The sequence below is a fragment of the Streptomyces sp. NPDC048353 genome (genome assembly GCF_055587165.1).
The window spans coordinates 26,542-42,908 of the sequence record NZ_JBVJGU010000002.1 but is presented as its reverse complement, the minus strand read 5'-3'; the positions used below and the strand labels follow the sequence as shown (position 1 = coordinate 42,908).

Sequence of the window (16,367 nt, the reverse complement as noted above, 5' to 3'; positions counted from 1 at the left end):
ACTCACAGGCGCCCCAGCTGGCGTTCGGCCACGGAGCTGATGTCCTTCTGGCTGATCTTCTTCGTGTCGACCATGAAGATCTCCACGGCGACGTCCCCGCGGTAGAAGCTGGCGCTGGCGCTGTAGAGGTCCAGGTAGCCCGCCTCCTTCCGCACCCCGTGGACATAGGTGCGGCCGTTGGTGGAGCCCTTGAGCTCCTCGCCCCCGTCGCTGTCCTCGGCCTGGTACTCCTGCTGGTCCTCCACGCGGTCCCGCGCTCCGAGGTTGTCGCTGGAGCGGTACTGGACCAGCCGGATCTCCGTCGTCCGGTGCTCTCCCGTCCGCCACGACGCGGTGGCGACCCGGCGGATCCCGGCCTCCACCTGATACGCGAACGCCGCGCCGGGATCGTCGAACGAGTCGGCGTACTCGCCGACGTCCGACCAGCCGTCCTCACTCGAGAAGTCCGTGTCCTTCGCCCCCGCGGGCTTGGGCAGCAGCAGTTTGCGCAGGTCGCCCCGGGCTTTGGCGCTCCGGTCCTCCGCCGCGGACAGCGGCTTCGGCTCCTGGCCCTTCGGCAGCGGCTTCGCCGGGTAGGCGAGGTCGAGCTGGTTCAGCGCCGGCAGCGGTGTCGGCTCGCGCTCGGCCTGGATGCCGTATCCGACCGCGGTACCGCCCACGAGACCGAGGACGGCCGCGACGGCGATCAGCCCGATGGTCCGGGCGCCCCGCCGCCGCGGTGCCGGCGCCGGCTCCGGGGCGGTTTCCGGCGCTTCCTCCGGCGGAGGAGGCGACAGCGGATCCGGGGTGTTTCCTTCGACGTTCAAAAAGTCCCCCCACGAGACCTGAAGCGCGGATTCCGTAACCCGCGCACCCAACTGACACGTGAGTCATGCATGGGGTTGCAGCGGTTCGCATTACAGTTCGGTATATGGCGAAGAAGCTCGTGATCAAGGTGACCGCAGGGGCCGACGCCCCCGAACGCTGCTCGCAGGCCTTCACCGTGGCGGCCGTCGCCGTGGCCAGCGGGGTCGAGGTGTCGCTCTGGCTGACGGGCGAGTCGTCGTGGTTCGCGCTCCCGGGGCGCGCGGCCGAGTTCGAGCTGCCGCACGCGGCTCCGCTGCCCGATCTGATCGACTCGATCCTGGCGGCCGGCCGCATCACGCTGTGCACGCAGTGCGCGGCACGTCGCGAGATCACGGAGAAGGACGTCCTGGAGGGCGTACGGATCGCCGGCGCGCAGGTCTTCGTCCAGGAGGCCATGACCGACGGCACCCAGGCGCTCGTCTACTGATCCCCGGTCGCCGGCCGGTCGTCCGGCCGGCTCCCTCTCACCGCCCCCGGCGCTTCTTGCCGTCGAGTTCGTCCCACCACTCGTCCGACTTCGGGTCGCCCGAGGGATCGTCCCACCACCGGTCCTCGGGTCCCCGCCGGTTCGCGACCACCGCGGCGACCGGCGGGAGGACCATGGCGACCACGCACATGCCGACGGCGACGGGCATCGAGAACAGCCGCACCACGGCCCAGGCGCCCACGAAGAGCGCCAGGCAGATGCCCATCATCCAGAAGTAGACATGCCGCCGGCGTGCGTACATGCCTCCAGCGTACGACCGGGATCCGCCGCCGGGCAGACCGAAGGGCCGTGCCTCAAATCCCGGGAATGGCGTCCAACCCCCCAGGAGGCACGGCCCTTCGGCCGGTTCGCGTCGCGTCGGTCAGACCGCGATGGCGACCTCGGCGAGGCCGCCGTGCTGCGCCACGACCTGACGGTCGGCGGTGCCGCCGGGGATCAGGGCACGGACGGTCCAGGTGCCCTCGGCCGCGTAGAAACGGAACTGGCCGGTGGCGGAGGTCGGGACCTCGGCCGTGAACTCGCCGGTCGAGTCCAGGAGGCGGACGTAACCGGTGACGGGCTGGCCGTCCTTGGTCACGAAGCCCTGGATGGTGGTCTCACCGGGCTTGATCGTCGAGGCGTCGGGGCCGCCGGGCTGCGCTCCACACATGTCTGTTCTGTCCTTACGGTCGAGGGGTCCGGAGAGGGAGGAGGTCCGGGGTCCTACTTGTTGGCGCCGAGCTCGATCGGCACGCCGACGAGGGAGCCGTACTCGGTCCACGAGCCGTCGTAGTTCTTGACGTTCTCGACGCCGAGCAGCTCGTGCAGCACGAACCAGGTGAGCGCGGAGCGCTCACCGATGCGGCAGTACGCGATGGTGTCCTTCGCCAGGTCGACCTGCTCGGCCTCGTAGAGGGCCTTGAGCTCGTCGTCCGACTTGAAGGTGCCGTCGTCGTTGGCGTTCTTCGACCACGGGATGTTGCGGGCGCTCGGCACGTGGCCGGGGCGCTGCGACTGCTCCTGCGGGAGGTGCGCCGGGGCGAGCAGCTTGCCGGAGAACTCGTCGGGCGAGCGGACGTCGACGAGGTTCTGGGCGCCGATCGCGGACACGACGTCGTCGCGGAAGGCGCGGATCGAGGCGTCCTGGGCCTTGGCCTTGTACGTGGTGGCCGGGCGGGCGGGCACGTCGGAGCCGTCGACGAGGTCGCGGGAGTCGAGCTCCCACTTCTTGCGGCCGCCGTCGAGGAGCTTCACGTCCTGGTGGCCGTACAGCTTGAAGTACCAGTAGGCGTAGGAGGCGAACCAGTTGTTGTTGCCGCCGTAGAGGACGACCGTGGTGTCGTTCGCGATGCCCTTGGCCGAGAGGAGCTTCTCGAAGCCCTCCTGGTCGATGAAGTCGCGGCGGACCGGGTCCTGCAGGTCCTGGGTCCAGTCGATCCGGATCGCGTTGCGGATGTGGTTCTTCTCGTAGGCCGAGGTGTCCTCGTCGACCTCGACGATCGCGACCTGGGGGTTGTCGAGGTTCGCCTCGACCCAGTCGGCGTCTACCAGGACGTCGCTGCGGCTCATGCTGTTCTCCTCCGGGGCAGTGTTCGGCGGTGTGGCGCAGGTGGTGCGGGTACGCGGCATCGCGTGCGTACGGCTACACAGGGGCCCCGACCGTGCGGGGGCGCGGGGCCTGGGGAATGCGGGGCGCGGAGGCTCCGCTCAGACGGGGCGACAGAGCATGGCGGCGACGCGGCACAGGTCTACTGCCCGCCGCTTCGTGAGATCCGCCTGTCGCTTCATGCCCACGATCGTAGGGACGGACGGGCGGCCGTGTCACCGGTGTGTCGTATTTTGAGACGCGATCGTCCGAGATACGAGACGGGCTGCGGGCGCGCCGGGGCTCGGGACCTCTCCGCGCGGGGGCGTCGGGGCGCTGTATCTACGGTTCGGACAGCGCCGTCTCACCATGTGGCCGAGAAGGCGCGGGGGCGGTCCGGGGGCGGGCTTCGGTGGCCGGAAACGTCCGCCCGGGCCTCCGCGTCGCCCGGGCCGTCGCGAGGGGGCGTCAGCCCGAGAGGGCCACGTCCTTGCCGTTCACGGCGATCGCGACGCCGTCCTCGCGCGCCTCGACCTTCTCCAGCTTCATGCCCTGCGGCAGACCGCCGATCGTGCGGTCGAAATCGGTGCGCTTCCGGATCAGGCCCTCGATGCCGGGGATGCCCTCGCCGGGCACCTCGTCCGCGCGGACCCGGATCGTGTCGCCGCCGGTCACCGTCACCGTGGAGAGCACGCTGCGGGTGACCTTCCGGCCGAGGATCTCGATGCCGCCGGTGACCTTCACCTTGCCGTCACCGCCGTAGGCGACGGTCACGTCGCTGTCGGAGGCGGCGGTCAGGTCGGCGTAGGAGATCAGCGCGGTGCCGGTGGCGCTGCCCGCGCGGGCGCTCGCGTAGTCCTCGGTCACCGTCACGTCGTGGAGGGCGGCGGACAGCTCGCTGATCCGTATCCGGCGCTCGCCGGCCGTCGCCTGGACGCCGGTCAGCTTCACGTCGACGTCGTCGAGGCGCTTGTCCATGAGCTGTGTCAGGAACGGGAAGCCCTTGATGTCGACCTCGGTCGAGCCGGCCCTGGCCGGTCCGAGCCGCACCCGGTCGGCGGCCTCCGACTCGGCGTAGGAGACGGCGAGCCGGTCCACACCGACGAAGAGGCCGCCCAGTACGACGGCCGTGATCAGCAGTACGCGCAGTGCTCGCATGGCCCGTACATCCCCCCAAAGTCTCCGGCCCCCCGACACGTTGATCGACGTGTCGGGGGGCCGGTTGGTTCCCGGAGGCAGCTGCGACGGGCGTCACGCCAGGGCGCGGCCCAGCAGGTAGACGGCGGGAGCGGCGGCGGCAAGCGGCAGCGCGACACCGGCCGTCATGTGGACGAAGCGGGAGGGATAGTCGTAGGCCGCGGCCCGCAGGCCGACCAGCGCGCAGACCCCGGCGCCCAGGCCGAGGAGCGCTCCGGAGGAGCCCAGGTCGGTGACCCCGCCGGCCGCGATCCCGGCGCCCACCGCGGCGAGCAGGGCCACGACGACCGAGACGGGCCCGGGGAGCGACAGGGCGCGGGTGAGGGTGGCGATGGCGACCGCGATCCCGCCGACGACGACGGCGTCGGGGTCGGCTCCGAGATGCCCGGCGGCCACGATCGTCAGGGCGGCGGAGGCGACGGTCGCCATCAGGCCGTACATCCGCTCGTCCGCGTCGGCGCGGCTGCGCAGCTGCAGGACGAGGGTCAGCAGCACCCAGACGCCGAGCGTGCCGATGATCGCGGCGGGGGCGTGCTCCCGGCCGGCGGCGAGCAGCGCGATGTCGGCGGTGACGCCGCCGAGGAAGGCGAGGGCGATGCCCTGGCGGGCCGGCCACATGCCGTTGAGCCGGAACCAGCCGGCGGCGGTGACGGCCTGCAGCAGGACGAGCGGTACGAGCAGGGCGTACGGGCCGACGGCCGCTCCGGCGGCGAGCAGGCCGCCGAGGACGGCGGTGAGCGCGGCGGGCCGCATCCCGGGATCGATGATCGGCGACCGGCCCTCGGCGCGGGCGCGCTGGGCGTCGGTGATCCGGGTGTCGCCGCCGGTGGTCGGCGTGGAGTACCCCGGCTCGGCCACGGACGCGGACGCGGACACGGCTGCGGACGGGTCCGGTGCCTGGGGCTCGTGGTGCTGCGGGGGCGTCGGGGGCTGCGGTTCGTAGCCGGACGGGCCCTGCGGAGGCGGGTACGCGGTGTCGTGAGCGGCCGGCTGCGGCGCGGCGGGCTGCGGCCGGACGGTCGGCTGGTACTGCGTGTCCCAGGTCTGGCCCTCCCACGTCTGGGTGACCCCGGGGTCCTGCGGACCGTGCGCCTGGGGGGCGTAGGGGTCCTGGGCGTGCCGCGGCTGCCCGTACGGCTGCTGCTCGCCGCCCGCCGGGGGGTACCCCTGCTGTGCGTGGGCCTGCTGCCCGTATCCGGGCTGCTGCCCGTACACCTGCTGCTGGCCGTACTGCTCTCCGTACGCCCGCTGGTCGTACCCGGGCTGCTGCCCGGGCGCCTGGGGCGCCGCCGGGCGCGCGGCGTACGGGTCGGCGTACGGGTCGTACGGCGGCTGGTACGACGGGTCGTACGGATGCTGCTGATCGCTGCTCATGCTGTGGGGTTCACCCTCCTGCGAACGGCGGGAGCACCTCGACCGTGCCGCCCTCGGCCAGCCGTACGGTCTCATGCGCACGGGTCCCGACGGGGTCGCCGTCGATGAGGAACGAACACCGCTGGAGGACGCGGACGAGCTCGCCCGGGTGCCTCTCGCGGGCCGCGTCGAGGGCCTCCGCCAGGTTCTCGGCGGTGTACGGCTCCTCGGCGATACCGGCGGCGGCCTTGGCCGCGGCCCAGTAGCGGATGGTTCCCGCTGCCATAGCGGCGCTCCCTTCGTTCGTGTGCGCGCCGCTCCCCATGATGGGCTATGCGCGCGTGAGCCAGTCCCCCAGACGGCGCAGCAGCTCGTCGCCGGCCGCGTTCTCGGCGTGGCCCATGCCCCGCTCCAGCCACAGCTCGGCCGGCCCGGCCGCCGCCAGCATCCGCGGATGGTCGAGGGGGAAGTACGGGTCGCGGTCGCCGTGCACGATCAGCAGCGGCGTCGGCGCGATCAGCGGGACGGCCTCCACCGGGGAGAGCGGCACCGGGTCCCAGTCCCGGTGGTGGATCCGGGTACGGAGGCCGAGGCGGCCGACCAGACGGCCCGCCCGCCGGGTGATCACCCAGTGGACCCGGCGCATCGACGGCGTCCCCCGGTAGTACCAACGGGCCGGAGCGCTCACGGCGGCGACCGCGTCCGCGTACGCCCCGGGGCGCTGCCGCGCGCCCCCGGCGTACCCCCTGCCGTCCCGCGCGCGCTCCCCGCCCTTCTCCGGGCTCCCGCCCTCCTCCGGCTCCCCGGCGCCCGGCGCGCGGTCCCCGGCCGGCCGCTCGAGGGCGGCATGGCGCAGGACCACCGACCCGCCCATGGAGAAGCCGACGGTCGCCACGCGCGCGTGGCCCAGCTCCCGCGCCCAGCGGACCGCCGCCGAGAGGTCCAGGACCTCCCGGTCCCCGACGGTGGAGCGGCCCCCGGACCTGCCGTGACCGCGGAAGGAGAAGGTGACCACCGCCGCCCGCTCGGCGAGGACCCGGGACGCCCGCCGTACCGCCGGCCGGTCCACCGAACCGGTGAAACCGTGCGCCACGACGACAGCCGTTGCGGCACCGCCCGTTTCGGTGACACTTGCCGTACACGGTTCGTAAACCGCCTCGATACGGACACCGTCGTCCGTGAGGAGAGTGGCGCGCCGAGGGCCGTACGTGATCGAGGAAACATCCACCATGTGAAATCGGCCCTCTGCCTCGGAACTCATGTGGGCTATTGTGCTCGGCAGAGGATCCGGGCGACGCAGCCCCCGGGTCCTTTTGTCTTTTCCGCCCGGTGTTACGGCCGGGTGAACAAAAGCTCTCAGGGCGCGAGAGAGCCGCGTGACCGCAGTGGTGTGACCAGCAGTGCGTAAGTGCCGCAGAACGTCCTCGCAGGGACCGAGGAGGAACCGACGTTATGGGCGAGCGAACGAAGCACGACCGACCGACGACCGAGTGGGGGCACCCCCTGCCCGGGCGCAGCGAAGAGCTGGAGGGCGGGAGGCGATGAGCTCACTGCTGCTCCTGACCAACGCCCTCCAGCCGTCGACCGAGGTGCTCCCCGCACTCGGCCTGCTGCTGCACAACGTGCGGGTGGCCCCGGCGGAGGGCCCCGCGCTCGTCGACACCCCCGGTGCCGACGTCATCCTCGTCGACGGCCGGCGCGACCTCCCGCAGGTCCGCAGCCTGTGCCAGCTCCTCCGTTCCACCGGCCCCGGCTGTCCGCTGATCCTCGTCGTCACGGAGGGCGGCCTCGCGGCCGTCACCGCCGACTGGGGCATCGACGACGTGCTCCTCGACACCGCGGGCCCGGCCGAGGTCGAGGCCCGGCTGCGCCTCGCCATGGGCCGCCAGCAGATCGTCGCCGACGACTCCCCGATGGAGATCCGCAACGGCGACCTCTCCGTGGACGAGGCGACCTACAGCGCCAAGCTCAAGGGCCGCGTCCTCGACCTCACCTTCAAGGAGTTCGAGCTCCTGAAGTACCTCGCCCAGCACCCGGGCCGGGTCTTCACCCGCGCCCAGCTCCTCCAGGAGGTGTGGGGGTACGACTACTTCGGCGGCACCCGGACGGTCGACGTCCACGTCCGGCGGCTGCGGGCGAAGCTCGGCCCCGAGCACGAGTCGCTGATCGGCACCGTCCGGAATGTGGGATACCGCTTCGTCACGCCGGAGAAGGTGGAGCGCGCGGCCGAGGAGGCACGGGCGAAGGAGGAGGCGCGGGCGAAGGACGACCGCGCCAAGGGCACGGCCCGCTCCGTCACCCCGACGGCGGAACCGGCCGACGTGGCGCACGCCACAGTCCGCCCTGCCAATGGCTAGGTCCCCCCGCGTAGACTGCCGCGCGTGGCCAAGGTGACGCGGGATGACGTAGCGCGACTGGCGGGTACTTCGACCGCGGTCGTGAGTTACGTCATCAACAACGGACCCCGGCCGGTCGCCCCGGCCACGCGCGAGCGTGTCCTCGCCGCCATCAAGGAGCTGGGCTACCGCCCCGACCGGGTGGCCCAGGCGATGGCCTCCCGCCGCACCGACCTCATAGGCATGATCGTCCCCGACGCGCGGCAGCCGTTCTTCGCGGAGATGGCGCACGCGGTCGAACAGGCCGCGGCCGAGCGCGGGAAGATGGTCCTCGTCGGCAACTCGGACTACCGCGACGAGCGCGAGGTCCACTACCTCCGGGCCTTCCTCGGCATGCGGGTCTCCGGTCTGATCCTGGTCAGCCAGGGCATGAGCGAGCGGGCCGCCAGCGAGATCGAGGCGTGGGACGCACGCGTGGTGCTGCTGCACGAGCGGCCCGAGGCACTCGACGACGTCGCCGTCGTCACGGACGACATCGGCGGCGCCCAGCTCGCCACCCGGCACCTCCTGGAGCACGGGCACCCGTACGTCGCCTGCCTCGGCGGCGTCCCCAACACCCCGGCCGTCGGCGACCCGGTCGCGGACCACGAGGAGGGCTGGCGGCGCGCGATGCTGGAGGCCGGCCGCTCGATCGAGGGCCGGCTCTTCCAGGCCCCGTACAACCGCTACGACGCCTACCGGATCGCGCTCGAGATCCTCTCAGGACCCGAGCGGCCGCCGGCCATCTTCTGCTCCACCGACGACCAGGCCTTCGGCGTGCTGCGGGCCGCCCGCGAGCTGCGGATCGACGTGCCCGGCGAGCTGGCCGTGGCGGGCTTCGACGACGTGAAGGAAGCGGCGCTCACCGATCCGCCGCTGACGACCATCTCCTCCGACCGCCCGGCGATGGCCCGGGCGGCGGTCGACCTGGTCCTCGACGACTCGCTGCGGGTGGCGGGGTCGAAGCGCGAGCGGGTGAAGCAGTTCCCCTCCGCGCTGATCGTCCGCCGCTCCTGCGGCTGCGGATAACCGCCCGCCGCACCTGCGGATAACCGCTCGCCATCCCGTCGCACCGCGGGCCGGGCCGCCTTTATATCGGGCATACGCACTTCTGCCGGGCTTCTCAGGCGTTCCTCAGGGGCCTCTCATCTGTCGATCCGAGAGTCGTCCCCATGACGGACTCTTCCCAGCAGCAGCCGCAGCAGCCGTACTTCCCGCCGCAGCCCCCGCACCCGCCGTACGACCCGGCGTACGACCGTACGTACGGCACGGCGTACGAGGCGGCGGCGCCGGGTCACGGCGGGCCGGTCGTCACCGAGCCGGGCACGACGGTCTGGCCGGGCGGTGGCCACGGCGGACACGGCGGTCAGGTGCCCCCGCCGGCCGGCCCTCCCGTCGCCCTGGCCGCGCCCGCGCCCGTCCCGGCCGCCCGGCCGCACCGCCGCGCCAGGCGCGGCGTGGGCCTGATGGCCGCCGTGGCGATCGCCGCGGCCGCGATCGGCGGCGGCGCGGCGACCCTGGTCCAGCAGCTCACCGCGGACGGCGCCCCGACGGCCGGCTCCGGCGTCAGCGGCACCAACGTGTCCGCGAGCGACAAGGGCACGGTCGCCGGCGTCGCCAAGGCCGTCTCCCCTTCCATCGTGGAGATCTCCGCGACCTCCGCCGCCGGCAAGTCCACCGGCTCCGGCGTGATCATCACCGGCGACGGCGAGATCGTCACCAACAACCACGTCATCTCCGGCGCCACCCAGCTGTCCGTGCGCCTCTCCGACGGCAGGACCTACGCCGCCGAGGTCGTCGGCACGGCCCCCGACAAGGACCTGGCGCTGATCAAGCTGAAGGGCGCCTCCGGCCTGAAGGCGGCCACCCTGGGCGACTCCGACGACGTCAAGGTCGGCGACGAGGTCGTCGCGATCGGCTCGCCCGAGGGCCTGACCGGCACGGTCACCAGCGGCATCGTGTCGGCCCTCGACCGCGACGTGACCGTCGCCAAGGACGAAGGCGGCCAGGGGCAGGGGCAGCAGCAGTACGACCCCCGGCAGGGCTGGCCCTTCGAGTTCGGCGGCCGGGAGTTCAACGGCGACACCGGCTCGTCCAAGACGACCTACAAGGCGATCCAGACCGACGCCTCGCTCAACCCCGGGAACTCCGGCGGCGCGCTGATCGACATGAACGGCCGGATCATCGGCATCAACTCGGCCATGTACTCCCCCAGCGCCGCCACCGGCTCCGCGGCCGGCAGCGTCGGCCTCGGATTCGCCATCCCGGTCGACACCCTGAAGGCCGACCTGGACGGCCTGCGCTCCGGCGGCGGCAACTGAACGGGGGCCCGGGCGAGCCGTGCGACGCTGGGGTCATGACAGGTCCGGTGAATGAAGGCGGCCGCATCCTCATCGTCGACGACGAGCCCGCCGTACGGGAAGCCCTGCGGCGCAGCCTCGCCTTCGAGGGGTACGGGACCGAGGAGGCCGTCGACGGGTTCGACGCCCTCGCGAAGATGGGGACGTACGCCCCCGATCTCGTCGTCCTCGACATCCAGATGCCCCGCATGGACGGCCTGACGGCGGCCCGCCGCATCCGCTCCTCCGGCTCCACCGTCCCGATCCTCATGCTGACGGCCCGCGACACGGTCGGCGACCGGGTCACCGGGCTCGACGCGGGCGCGGACGACTACCTGGTGAAACCCTTCGAGCTGGACGAGCTCTTCGCCAGGATCCGGGCCCTGCTGCGCCGCAGCTCGTACGCCGCGACGGCGGCCGGGGCCGCGGAACCGGCGGGCGACGTGCTGTCCTTCGGCGACCTGCGGATGGACCTGGCGACGCGGGAGGTGACCCGTGCCGGCCGGCCGGTGGAGCTGACCCGGACGGAGTTCACGCTCCTGGAGATGTTCCTCGCCCACCCGCGCCAGGTGCTGACCCGGGAGCAGATCCTGAAGGCGGTCTGGGGCTTCGACTTCGAGCCCAGCTCGAACTCGCTGGACGTGTACGTGATGTACCTGCGGCGCAAGACGGAGGCGGGCGGCGAACCGCGTCTGGTGCACACCGTGCGGGGCGTGGGCTATGTGCTGCGCGGCGGAGGACCGGAGTGAGCGGTCCGGTCGCCTGGTTCCGGTCGCGTCCGCTGCGGTCCCGGCTGGCGCTGCTCACGGCGCTGGCGGTGGCCCTCGCGGTGGCCGCGGTGTCGGCGGCGTGCTGGTTCGTGACCCGCGCGCAGCTGGAGGCGGAGATGGACTCGTCGCTGCGCGACAGCAGGCTGGACGAGCGCTCGGTGGGCAGTCTGATCCTCAACTGCGCCCAGAGCCGGGACACGGTCGTCCCGGCGACCGGCTCGGCGTACACCTGGCAGATCGTGCTGGCCGACGGCAAGGTCTGTACGTACGGCTCCTCGCCGATCCCCGTCCAGCCGGGCGATCTCGCGGTGGCGCGGGGCGAGGCGGCCTACGCGCTGCACACGACGAAGGCCGACAACGGCGTCGAGATGCGCGTCCACACCTATCCGCAGGACCCGCTGCGGGGCGGGATCGGCATCAGCATCGCCCGGCCGCTGGCGGAGATCGACAACTCGATGTCCACGCTCGGCTGGGTACTGCTCCTGGTCTCCGGGATCGGGGTGGTCGGCGCGGGCGCGGCCGGGCTGTGGGTGGCGCGGGCCGGGCTGAAGCCGGTGGACCGGCTGACGGAGGCCGTCGAGCACGTGGCGCGGACGGAGGACCTGACGGTCCGCATCCCCGTCGAGGGCGAGGACGAGGTGGCCCGGCTGTCGCGCTCCTTCAACGCGATGACGGCGGCGCTGGCCACCTCGCGGGACCTGCAGGCGCAGTTGATCGCCGACGCGGGCCACGAGCTGCGCACCCCGCTGACCTCGCTGCGGACCAACATCGAGCTGCTGGTCCGCAGCGAGCAGACGGGCCGTGCGCTGCCCGCGGCGGACCGGGCCGCGCTGATGGCCTCGGTGAAGGCGCAGATGACGGAGCTGGCCGCGCTCATCGGCGACCTGCAGGAGCTGGCCCGTCCGGAGGCGGTGGAGCGGGGGCCGCTGGAGGTGGTGCCGCTGCACGGCATTCTGCGCTCGGCGCTCGACCGGGCCCGGCTGCGGGGGCCGGAGCTGACCTTCCGTACCGACCTGGCGCCCTGGTACGTACGGGCGGAGCCGGCGGCGCTGGAGCGGGCCCTGGTGAACGTCCTGGACAACGCGGTGAAGTTCTCGCCGCCGCGGGGCGTGGTGGAGGTGAGCCTGATGCGGGGCGAGCTGACGGTCCGCGACCACGGGCCGGGCATCCCGGCCGAGGAGCTGCCCCACGTCTTCGACCGCTTCTGGCGTTCGCCGTCGGCGCGCAGCCTGCCCGGTTCGGGCCTGGGGCTGTCGATCGTGGCCCGTACGGTCCAGCAGGCGGGCGGCACGGTGACGTTGACGCCGGCGGAGGGCGGGGGCACGGCGGCGGTGATCAGCCTGCCGGGCGCGCCGACTCCCCCGCCGGACGGGTCAGTTGTGCCGGATGAGGGATTCGACGAGTCCTGAGCGGGTGGCGGGGAAGTCCAGCGGGACGATGCCGAGGCCCTTCCAGCCGGTGGCTTCCGCGCCGTCGAGGAAGGCGTGGACCCGGGGGTTGAGGCGGTCGGAGTTCCAGCGGGGCGGGAGATAGGCCGAGGTCGAGACGTAGTTGAGGAAGAGCTTGCCCGGCTGGCCGGCGGCCTTGCGGAAGTGGGACTCGATCTTCGGGTACTTGGCGCCCGGCTCGGCCATGTAGTCGTCCTGGATGTCGAAGAGCGCGCCGTCGCCGTAGCGGACTCCGGGCAGGCCGGCGTTGTCGGCGAGCAGGACGACCCGGCCGCGGGCCTCGCCGAGGGCGGGGATCCCGGCGCCGATGCGGAAGAGGGAGCGCCAGCCGCGCACGTCGAGGTAGTCGTCGAAGATCTGCCGGAAGGTGGCGTCGGAGTCCTCGGAGTACTCCTGTTTGACGCGCATGAGGACGGTCTCGGAGGGGTGGGCGGCGAGGAAGGCGCGGCAGGCGACGAGGACGTCGCCGAACATCATGTTCTGGTAGGCGGCGCCGTGGTGGATGGCGAAGGAGCCCCCGGTGACCCGGCAGCGGATGTCCAGGAAGCGGATTCCGCTGTCCAGCTGCTGGGCGATGGTGGTGTTCTGGCAGGCGGCCCAGAGACCGCCGAACCGGGCGCCGGAGTCGTGGGTGCCGGGGATGGTGAGCTTCTGGAGCGGGGTGGGGTCGCCGTGGCCCGCCATCCAGTCCTGCGTCCCGAGGACACGGGAGCGCGCCCGGGCGGGCGGGGCTCCGATGAGGACGGTGGCGGTGGTCGCCGCGGCTCCCGCGAGAAAGCTTCGTCGGTCCATGGCACGCGAGTATGACGGGTACGCGTCAAACAACGCCAGAGAGAGGAGGCGGCCCGTCGAAACGGGCCGCCTCGTCCGCGGGTCCTACTGGACGACCGTGATCCGGTCCGCCGCCGGCACCGGCAGCGGGGAGGCGGCCGTCGAGTGGGCCGCCAGGTAGGCGTTGAAGAGGTCCAGGTCCGACGCGCCGACCAGCTTGTTCGTGCCGGCCGCCAGGGCCGGGAAGCCGTCGCCGCCGCCCGCGAGGAACTCGTTCATCGCGACCCGGTAGGTCTTCGCCGGGTCGATCGCCACGCCGTTCAGCTTGACCGAGCCGTCCACGACGCGGTCCGCGCCGCTCTTGGTCATGTCCAGCGTGTAGGTCAGGCCCCTGGAGACCTGCAGAATCTTGACCGAGGTCGCGTTCGCGCCACTGACCTGCTGCTTCAGCGCGGCCAGCAGGTTCGCGCCGGAGAGGTCCACGACGTTCATCATGTTGGTGAACGGCTGCACGGTGAAGGCCTCCCCGTACGTCACCACCCCGTCGCCCTCGGCGCCGGACGCCTTGTGCACCAGGTCCGCGCGGATACCGCCCGGGTTCATCAGGGCCAGCTGCGCGCCGCCCTTGTCCGCCGGGGCGAGGCCCTCCAGCTGGGCGTCGGCGATCAGGTCGCCGAGCGGCTTCTCGTACGCGGTCGAGCCGCGGCCGTTGATGTCGGCGGCGATCCAGCCCTGCGGCCGGTTCGCGACCGGGGCGGCCAGCGTGTTCCAGTCGCCGATCAGCTTGGTCATGTCCCCGGCCTTGGGCACGTCACGGGTGACGACGTGGTTGGCCGACGCGACCGTCGTCCGGACGATGTCCTTGGTGCGGCGGTCGTAGGTGAGCGTGGTGTCCGTGTACAGCTTTCCGAACGAGGACGCCGAGGTGACCAGACGCGGCTTGCCGGCCGGGTCCGGGACGGTGCACACGTACGCCTGGTGCGTGTGGCCGGTGACCAGCGCGTCGACCTGCGGGGTCACGTTCTTGGCGATCTCGGTGATCGGACCGGAGATGCCGTCGCCCGGGCCGGGGCTGTCGCAGTCGTAGTTGTACGCGGCCGAGGCGGGCGCGCCGCCCTCGTGGACCAGGGCGACGATGGACTTGACGCCCTTGCGCTCCAGGATCTTGGCGTACTTGTTGATCGTCTCGACCTCGTCGCCGAACTTCAGGCCCTTGACGCCCTCGGCGGTGACGATGTTCGGGGTGCCCTCCAGGGTCACGCCGATGAAGCCGATCCTGACGCCGTTCCGCTCCCAGACGAAGTACGGGTCGAGCAGCGGCTTCCCCGTCTTCTCCTTCGTCACGTTGGCGGCGAGGTACGGGAAGTCGGCGCCACGGAACTTCTTGCCCGGCGCGGCACAGCCGGAGACCGGGTGACAGCCGCCGTTCTGCATCCGGGCCAGCTCGCGCGCGCCCTCGTCGAACTCGTGGTTGCCCACCGAGGTGACGTCGAGGTCCATCTTGTTCAGCGCCTCGATGGTCGGCTCGTCGTGGAAGAGCCCCGAGAGCAGCGGCGAGCCGCCGATCATGTCACCCGCCGCGGCGGTGATGGAGTAACGATTCCCCTGACGCGCCTGGCGCAGGTGCGTGGCGAGGTACTCCACGCCGCCCGCGTCGATCTTCGAGGTGGTCCCGTCCTCGTGGAGGTGGGTGACCTGGCCGGAGGAGCCGGCCGGCGGCTCCAGATTGCCGTGCAGGTCGTTGAAGGAGAGCAGCTGGACATCGACGGTCCGGCCCCAGCCGTGGCCGTACGACCGGTCCCGGTCCTGGGCCGCACCGGCCGGCATCGCGGCCACCAGCGCGCCGACGGTGGCAAGTCCCGCACCGGCGGCGAGAATCCGCCGCCTCGCCCTGTTCTTCTTCGGTGTCGCTGACATCGCTCCCCTTGGTTCCTGTGAGTCAGTCTGCCGCGCAGCCTAGAGTCAACGCGCGTAGCGCAACAGGGGGTAGTGGGTTACGACTCGGTTGATTCCGTAGGCTCGCACCATGACTTCTGACGTGGCGCCGGCCCTCGAACCCGGCCGGCAGATCCATACCCTCGACGAGCTCTCCCCCGGGCAGGTCCAGGACGTGTTCGCCCTGCTGGAAGCCGCTGAGCACTCGGACGGCATGCACGCCGTGTCCGAGCAGGGGCGGCTGTACCTGCGCCGCGGCAGCCGCGAGGGCGTGCGGCACTTCCTGCTCACGGTCGGCCCCCACCTCTACGGCTACGCCCAGCTGGAGGACACCGACCCGGTGGAGGCCCCGGCGGCCGAGCTGGTCGTCCACCCCTCGCACCGCGGCCGCGGGCACGGCCGGGCGCTCGGCACGGCGCTGCTGGCCGCCTCGGGGAAGCGGCTGCGGGTGTGGGCGCACGGCGGGAAGTCGGCCGCGCGGCACCTGGCCCAGGTCCTCGGCCTGACCCTCTTCAGGGAACTGCGCCAGCTCCGCCGGCCCTTGGTGCCGCTCGACATCCCCGAGCCGGTGCTGCCCGAGGGCGTCACCGTCCGGACGTTCGTCCCCGGCCAGGACGACGCGGCCTGGCTGGCGGCGAACGCGGCCGCCTTCGCCCACCACCCCGAGCAGGGCTCGCTCACCCAGCGCGACCTGGACGACCGGATCGCCGAGCCCTGGTTCGACCCGAAGGGCTTCTTCCTCGCGGAGAAGGAGGGCCGGCTGATCGGCTTCCACTGGACGAAGGTGCACGCCGAGGAGCAGCTCGGCGAGGTGTACGTGGTCGGCATCCTGCCGGACGCCCAGGGCGGCGGCCTCGGCAAGGCGCTCACCGCGATCGGACTGCGGCACCTCGCGGCGCAGACCCTGCCGACGGCGATGCTCTACGTGGACGCCGACAACACGGCGGCCGTGACGGTGTACGAACGGCTGGGCTTCGTCACACACGAGGTGGACCTGATGTACCGCACGGAGTCCTGAGGGCCGGGGCCCGCCGGGTCCCCCCGAAACCCCGCCGAACAGGGGGCGGTTGACCTCCGCGCGCGGGGCGGGCCGGGGCGGGCGGGCAGTGGCGGGGCGGACCGTGGCGGGGCGGGGCAGAACCATACGTCCGGTCCGGCGCCGGGCGGGCCGGGCCCTGGCGGGGCGGGGGGGGGGGGGGGGGGGGGGGGGGGGCCCCCCCCCCCCCCCCCCCCCCCCCCCCCCCCCCCCCCCCCCCCCCCCCCCCCACCCCCACCCCCCCCG

General features: G+C 72.6%; 18 protein-coding genes. 7 read left to right on the top strand and 11 right to left on the bottom strand.

What is annotated here, in order from left to right:
• Positions 1 to 2: 2 nt before the first annotated feature.
• Positions 3 to 806, bottom strand: coding sequence for a hypothetical protein (locus ACZ6RC_RS05515; RefSeq protein ID WP_469579488.1), 804 nt, complete (start codon positions 804 to 806; stop codon positions 3 to 5).
• A gap of 104 nt (positions 807 to 910) precedes the next feature.
• On the opposite strand from ACZ6RC_RS05515, the gene ACZ6RC_RS05510 reads away from it, so the two are divergent.
• Positions 911 to 1,273, top strand: a complete 363-nt coding sequence (locus tag ACZ6RC_RS05510; protein ID WP_137994334.1) for a DsrE family protein — start codon at positions 911 to 913, stop codon at positions 1,271 to 1,273.
• Between the two features lie 37 nt (positions 1,274 to 1,310).
• On the opposite strand, the gene ACZ6RC_RS05505 is transcribed toward ACZ6RC_RS05510, so the two are convergent.
• From ACZ6RC_RS05505 to ACZ6RC_RS05470, 8 genes are all read right to left on the bottom strand, one after another.
• On the bottom strand, positions 1,311 to 1,574 hold the full coding sequence (locus tag ACZ6RC_RS05505) for a DUF3099 domain-containing protein (protein ID WP_391143467.1): 264 nt from the start codon (positions 1,572 to 1,574) through the stop codon (positions 1,311 to 1,313).
• A gap of 120 nt (positions 1,575 to 1,694) precedes the next feature.
• Positions 1,695 to 1,982 carry a DUF1416 domain-containing protein gene (locus tag ACZ6RC_RS05500; RefSeq protein ID WP_391143465.1) on the bottom strand — a complete coding sequence of 96 codons (288 nt, stop codon included), beginning with the start codon at positions 1,980 to 1,982 and terminating at the stop codon, positions 1,695 to 1,697.
• A 53-nt stretch (positions 1,983 to 2,035) separates the two neighbouring features.
• Positions 2,036 to 2,881 (bottom strand): sulfurtransferase, encoded by an 846-nt coding sequence (locus ACZ6RC_RS05495; RefSeq protein ID WP_469579487.1) that lies wholly within the window; start codon positions 2,879 to 2,881, stop codon positions 2,036 to 2,038.
• A gap of 138 nt (positions 2,882 to 3,019) precedes the next feature.
• Complete coding sequence (locus tag ACZ6RC_RS05490) at positions 3,020 to 3,100, bottom strand: Ms5788A family Cys-rich leader peptide (RefSeq protein ID WP_351229977.1); 81 nt, start codon at positions 3,098 to 3,100, stop codon at positions 3,020 to 3,022.
• 265 nt (positions 3,101 to 3,365) lie between these two features.
• Positions 3,366 to 4,055 carry an LmeA family phospholipid-binding protein gene (locus tag ACZ6RC_RS05485; RefSeq protein ID WP_391143461.1) on the bottom strand — a complete coding sequence of 230 codons (690 nt, stop codon included), beginning with the start codon at positions 4,053 to 4,055 and terminating at the stop codon, positions 3,366 to 3,368.
• A gap of 93 nt (positions 4,056 to 4,148) precedes the next feature.
• The gene (locus tag ACZ6RC_RS05480; protein ID WP_469579485.1) at positions 4,149 to 5,468 is read right to left on the bottom strand and encodes a hypothetical protein; all 1,320 of its coding nucleotides are present in this window, start codon (positions 5,466 to 5,468) and stop codon (positions 4,149 to 4,151) included.
• Between the two features lie 10 nt (positions 5,469 to 5,478).
• A complete protein-coding gene (locus tag ACZ6RC_RS05475; RefSeq protein ID WP_453612393.1) occupies positions 5,479 to 5,733 on the bottom strand; it encodes a MoaD/ThiS family protein in 255 nt (84 codons plus the stop codon).
• 45 nt (positions 5,734 to 5,778) lie between these two features.
• Positions 5,779 to 6,708 carry an alpha/beta hydrolase gene (locus ACZ6RC_RS05470; protein ID WP_469579484.1) on the bottom strand — a complete coding sequence of 310 codons (930 nt, stop codon included), beginning with the start codon at positions 6,706 to 6,708 and terminating at the stop codon, positions 5,779 to 5,781.
• A gap of 280 nt (positions 6,709 to 6,988) precedes the next feature.
• On the opposite strand from ACZ6RC_RS05470, the gene ACZ6RC_RS05465 reads away from it, so the two are divergent.
• The 5 genes from ACZ6RC_RS05465 to ACZ6RC_RS05445 all read left to right on the top strand — a co-directional run bounded on the left by ACZ6RC_RS05465 (position 6,989) and on the right by ACZ6RC_RS05445 (position 12,340).
• Positions 6,989 to 7,804 (top strand): response regulator transcription factor, encoded by an 816-nt coding sequence (locus tag ACZ6RC_RS05465; protein ID WP_391143449.1) that lies wholly within the window; start codon positions 6,989 to 6,991, stop codon positions 7,802 to 7,804.
• A gap of 24 nt (positions 7,805 to 7,828) precedes the next feature.
• A complete protein-coding gene (locus ACZ6RC_RS05460) occupies positions 7,829 to 8,851 on the top strand; it encodes a LacI family DNA-binding transcriptional regulator (RefSeq protein ID WP_391143447.1) in 1,023 nt (340 codons plus the stop codon).
• A gap of 143 nt (positions 8,852 to 8,994) precedes the next feature.
• A complete protein-coding gene (locus ACZ6RC_RS05455) occupies positions 8,995 to 10,143 on the top strand; it encodes a S1C family serine protease (protein WP_469579482.1) in 1,149 nt (382 codons plus the stop codon).
• 35 nt (positions 10,144 to 10,178) lie between these two features.
• Complete coding sequence (locus ACZ6RC_RS05450; RefSeq protein ID WP_391143443.1) at positions 10,179 to 10,910, top strand: response regulator transcription factor; 732 nt, start codon at positions 10,179 to 10,181, stop codon at positions 10,908 to 10,910.
• Positions 10,907 to 12,340 (top strand): sensor histidine kinase, encoded by a 1,434-nt coding sequence (locus tag ACZ6RC_RS05445; RefSeq protein WP_469579480.1) that lies wholly within the window; start codon positions 10,907 to 10,909, stop codon positions 12,338 to 12,340. The genes ACZ6RC_RS05450 and ACZ6RC_RS05445 overlap by 4 nt, the downstream gene beginning before the upstream one ends.
• On the opposite strand, the gene ACZ6RC_RS05440 is transcribed toward ACZ6RC_RS05445, so the two are convergent.
• Complete coding sequence (locus tag ACZ6RC_RS05440; RefSeq protein WP_453612380.1) at positions 12,305 to 13,171, bottom strand: phosphatidylinositol-specific phospholipase C; 867 nt, start codon at positions 13,169 to 13,171, stop codon at positions 12,305 to 12,307. The two genes, ACZ6RC_RS05445 and ACZ6RC_RS05440, sit on opposite strands and share 36 nt — an antisense overlap.
• 84 nt (positions 13,172 to 13,255) lie before the next feature.
• Positions 13,256 to 15,067: a bifunctional metallophosphatase/5'-nucleotidase gene (locus ACZ6RC_RS05435; protein ID WP_391143437.1), complete on the bottom strand. Its 1,812-nt coding sequence runs from the start codon at positions 15,065 to 15,067 to the stop codon at positions 13,256 to 13,258.
• 109 nt (positions 15,068 to 15,176) lie between these two features.
• Here ACZ6RC_RS05435 and mshD point away from each other — a divergent pair, with 109 nt between their 5' ends.
• On the top strand, positions 15,177 to 16,103 hold the full coding sequence (gene mshD / locus ACZ6RC_RS05430) for a mycothiol synthase (protein WP_391143434.1): 927 nt from the start codon (positions 15,177 to 15,179) through the stop codon (positions 16,101 to 16,103).
• The last annotated feature ends 264 nt before the right edge of the window (positions 16,104 to 16,367 follow it).

Excerpts from the sequence above, each read along its gene's own strand:
- ACZ6RC_RS05500 (WP_391143465.1), bottom strand. The coding sequence starts at position 1,982 with ATGTGTGGAGCGCAGCCCGGCGGCCCCGACGCCTCGACGATCAAGCCC.
- ACZ6RC_RS05455 (WP_469579482.1), top strand. The coding sequence starts at position 8,995 with ATGACGGACTCTTCCCAGCAGCAGCCGCAGCAGCCGTACTTCCCGCCG.
- ACZ6RC_RS05450 (WP_391143443.1), top strand. The coding sequence starts at position 10,179 with ATGACAGGTCCGGTGAATGAAGGCGGCCGCATCCTCATCGTCGACGAC.
- ACZ6RC_RS05505 (WP_391143467.1), bottom strand. The coding sequence starts at position 1,574 with ATGTACGCACGCCGGCGGCATGTCTACTTCTGGATGATGGGCATCTGC.
- ACZ6RC_RS05480 (WP_469579485.1), bottom strand. The coding sequence starts at position 5,468 with ATGAGCAGCGATCAGCAGCATCCGTACGACCCGTCGTACCAGCCGCCG.
- ACZ6RC_RS05435 (WP_391143437.1), bottom strand. The coding sequence starts at position 15,067 with ATGTCAGCGACACCGAAGAAGAACAGGGCGAGGCGGCGGATTCTCGCC.
- ACZ6RC_RS05470 (WP_469579484.1), bottom strand. The coding sequence starts at position 6,708 with ATGAGTTCCGAGGCAGAGGGCCGATTTCACATGGTGGATGTTTCCTCG.
- ACZ6RC_RS05490 (WP_351229977.1), bottom strand. The coding sequence starts at position 3,100 with ATGAAGCGACAGGCGGATCTCACGAAGCGGCGGGCAGTAGACCTGTGC.
- mshD (WP_391143434.1), top strand. The coding sequence starts at position 15,177 with ATGACTTCTGACGTGGCGCCGGCCCTCGAACCCGGCCGGCAGATCCAT.
- ACZ6RC_RS05465 (WP_391143449.1), top strand. The coding sequence starts at position 6,989 with ATGAGCTCACTGCTGCTCCTGACCAACGCCCTCCAGCCGTCGACCGAG.
- ACZ6RC_RS05510 (WP_137994334.1), top strand. The coding sequence starts at position 911 with ATGGCGAAGAAGCTCGTGATCAAGGTGACCGCAGGGGCCGACGCCCCC.
- ACZ6RC_RS05440 (WP_453612380.1), bottom strand. The coding sequence starts at position 13,171 with ATGGACCGACGAAGCTTTCTCGCGGGAGCCGCGGCGACCACCGCCACC.
- ACZ6RC_RS05485 (WP_391143461.1), bottom strand. The coding sequence starts at position 4,055 with ATGCGAGCACTGCGCGTACTGCTGATCACGGCCGTCGTACTGGGCGGC.
- ACZ6RC_RS05475 (WP_453612393.1), bottom strand. The coding sequence starts at position 5,733 with ATGGCAGCGGGAACCATCCGCTACTGGGCCGCGGCCAAGGCCGCCGCC.
- ACZ6RC_RS05495 (WP_469579487.1), bottom strand. The coding sequence starts at position 2,881 with ATGAGCCGCAGCGACGTCCTGGTAGACGCCGACTGGGTCGAGGCGAAC.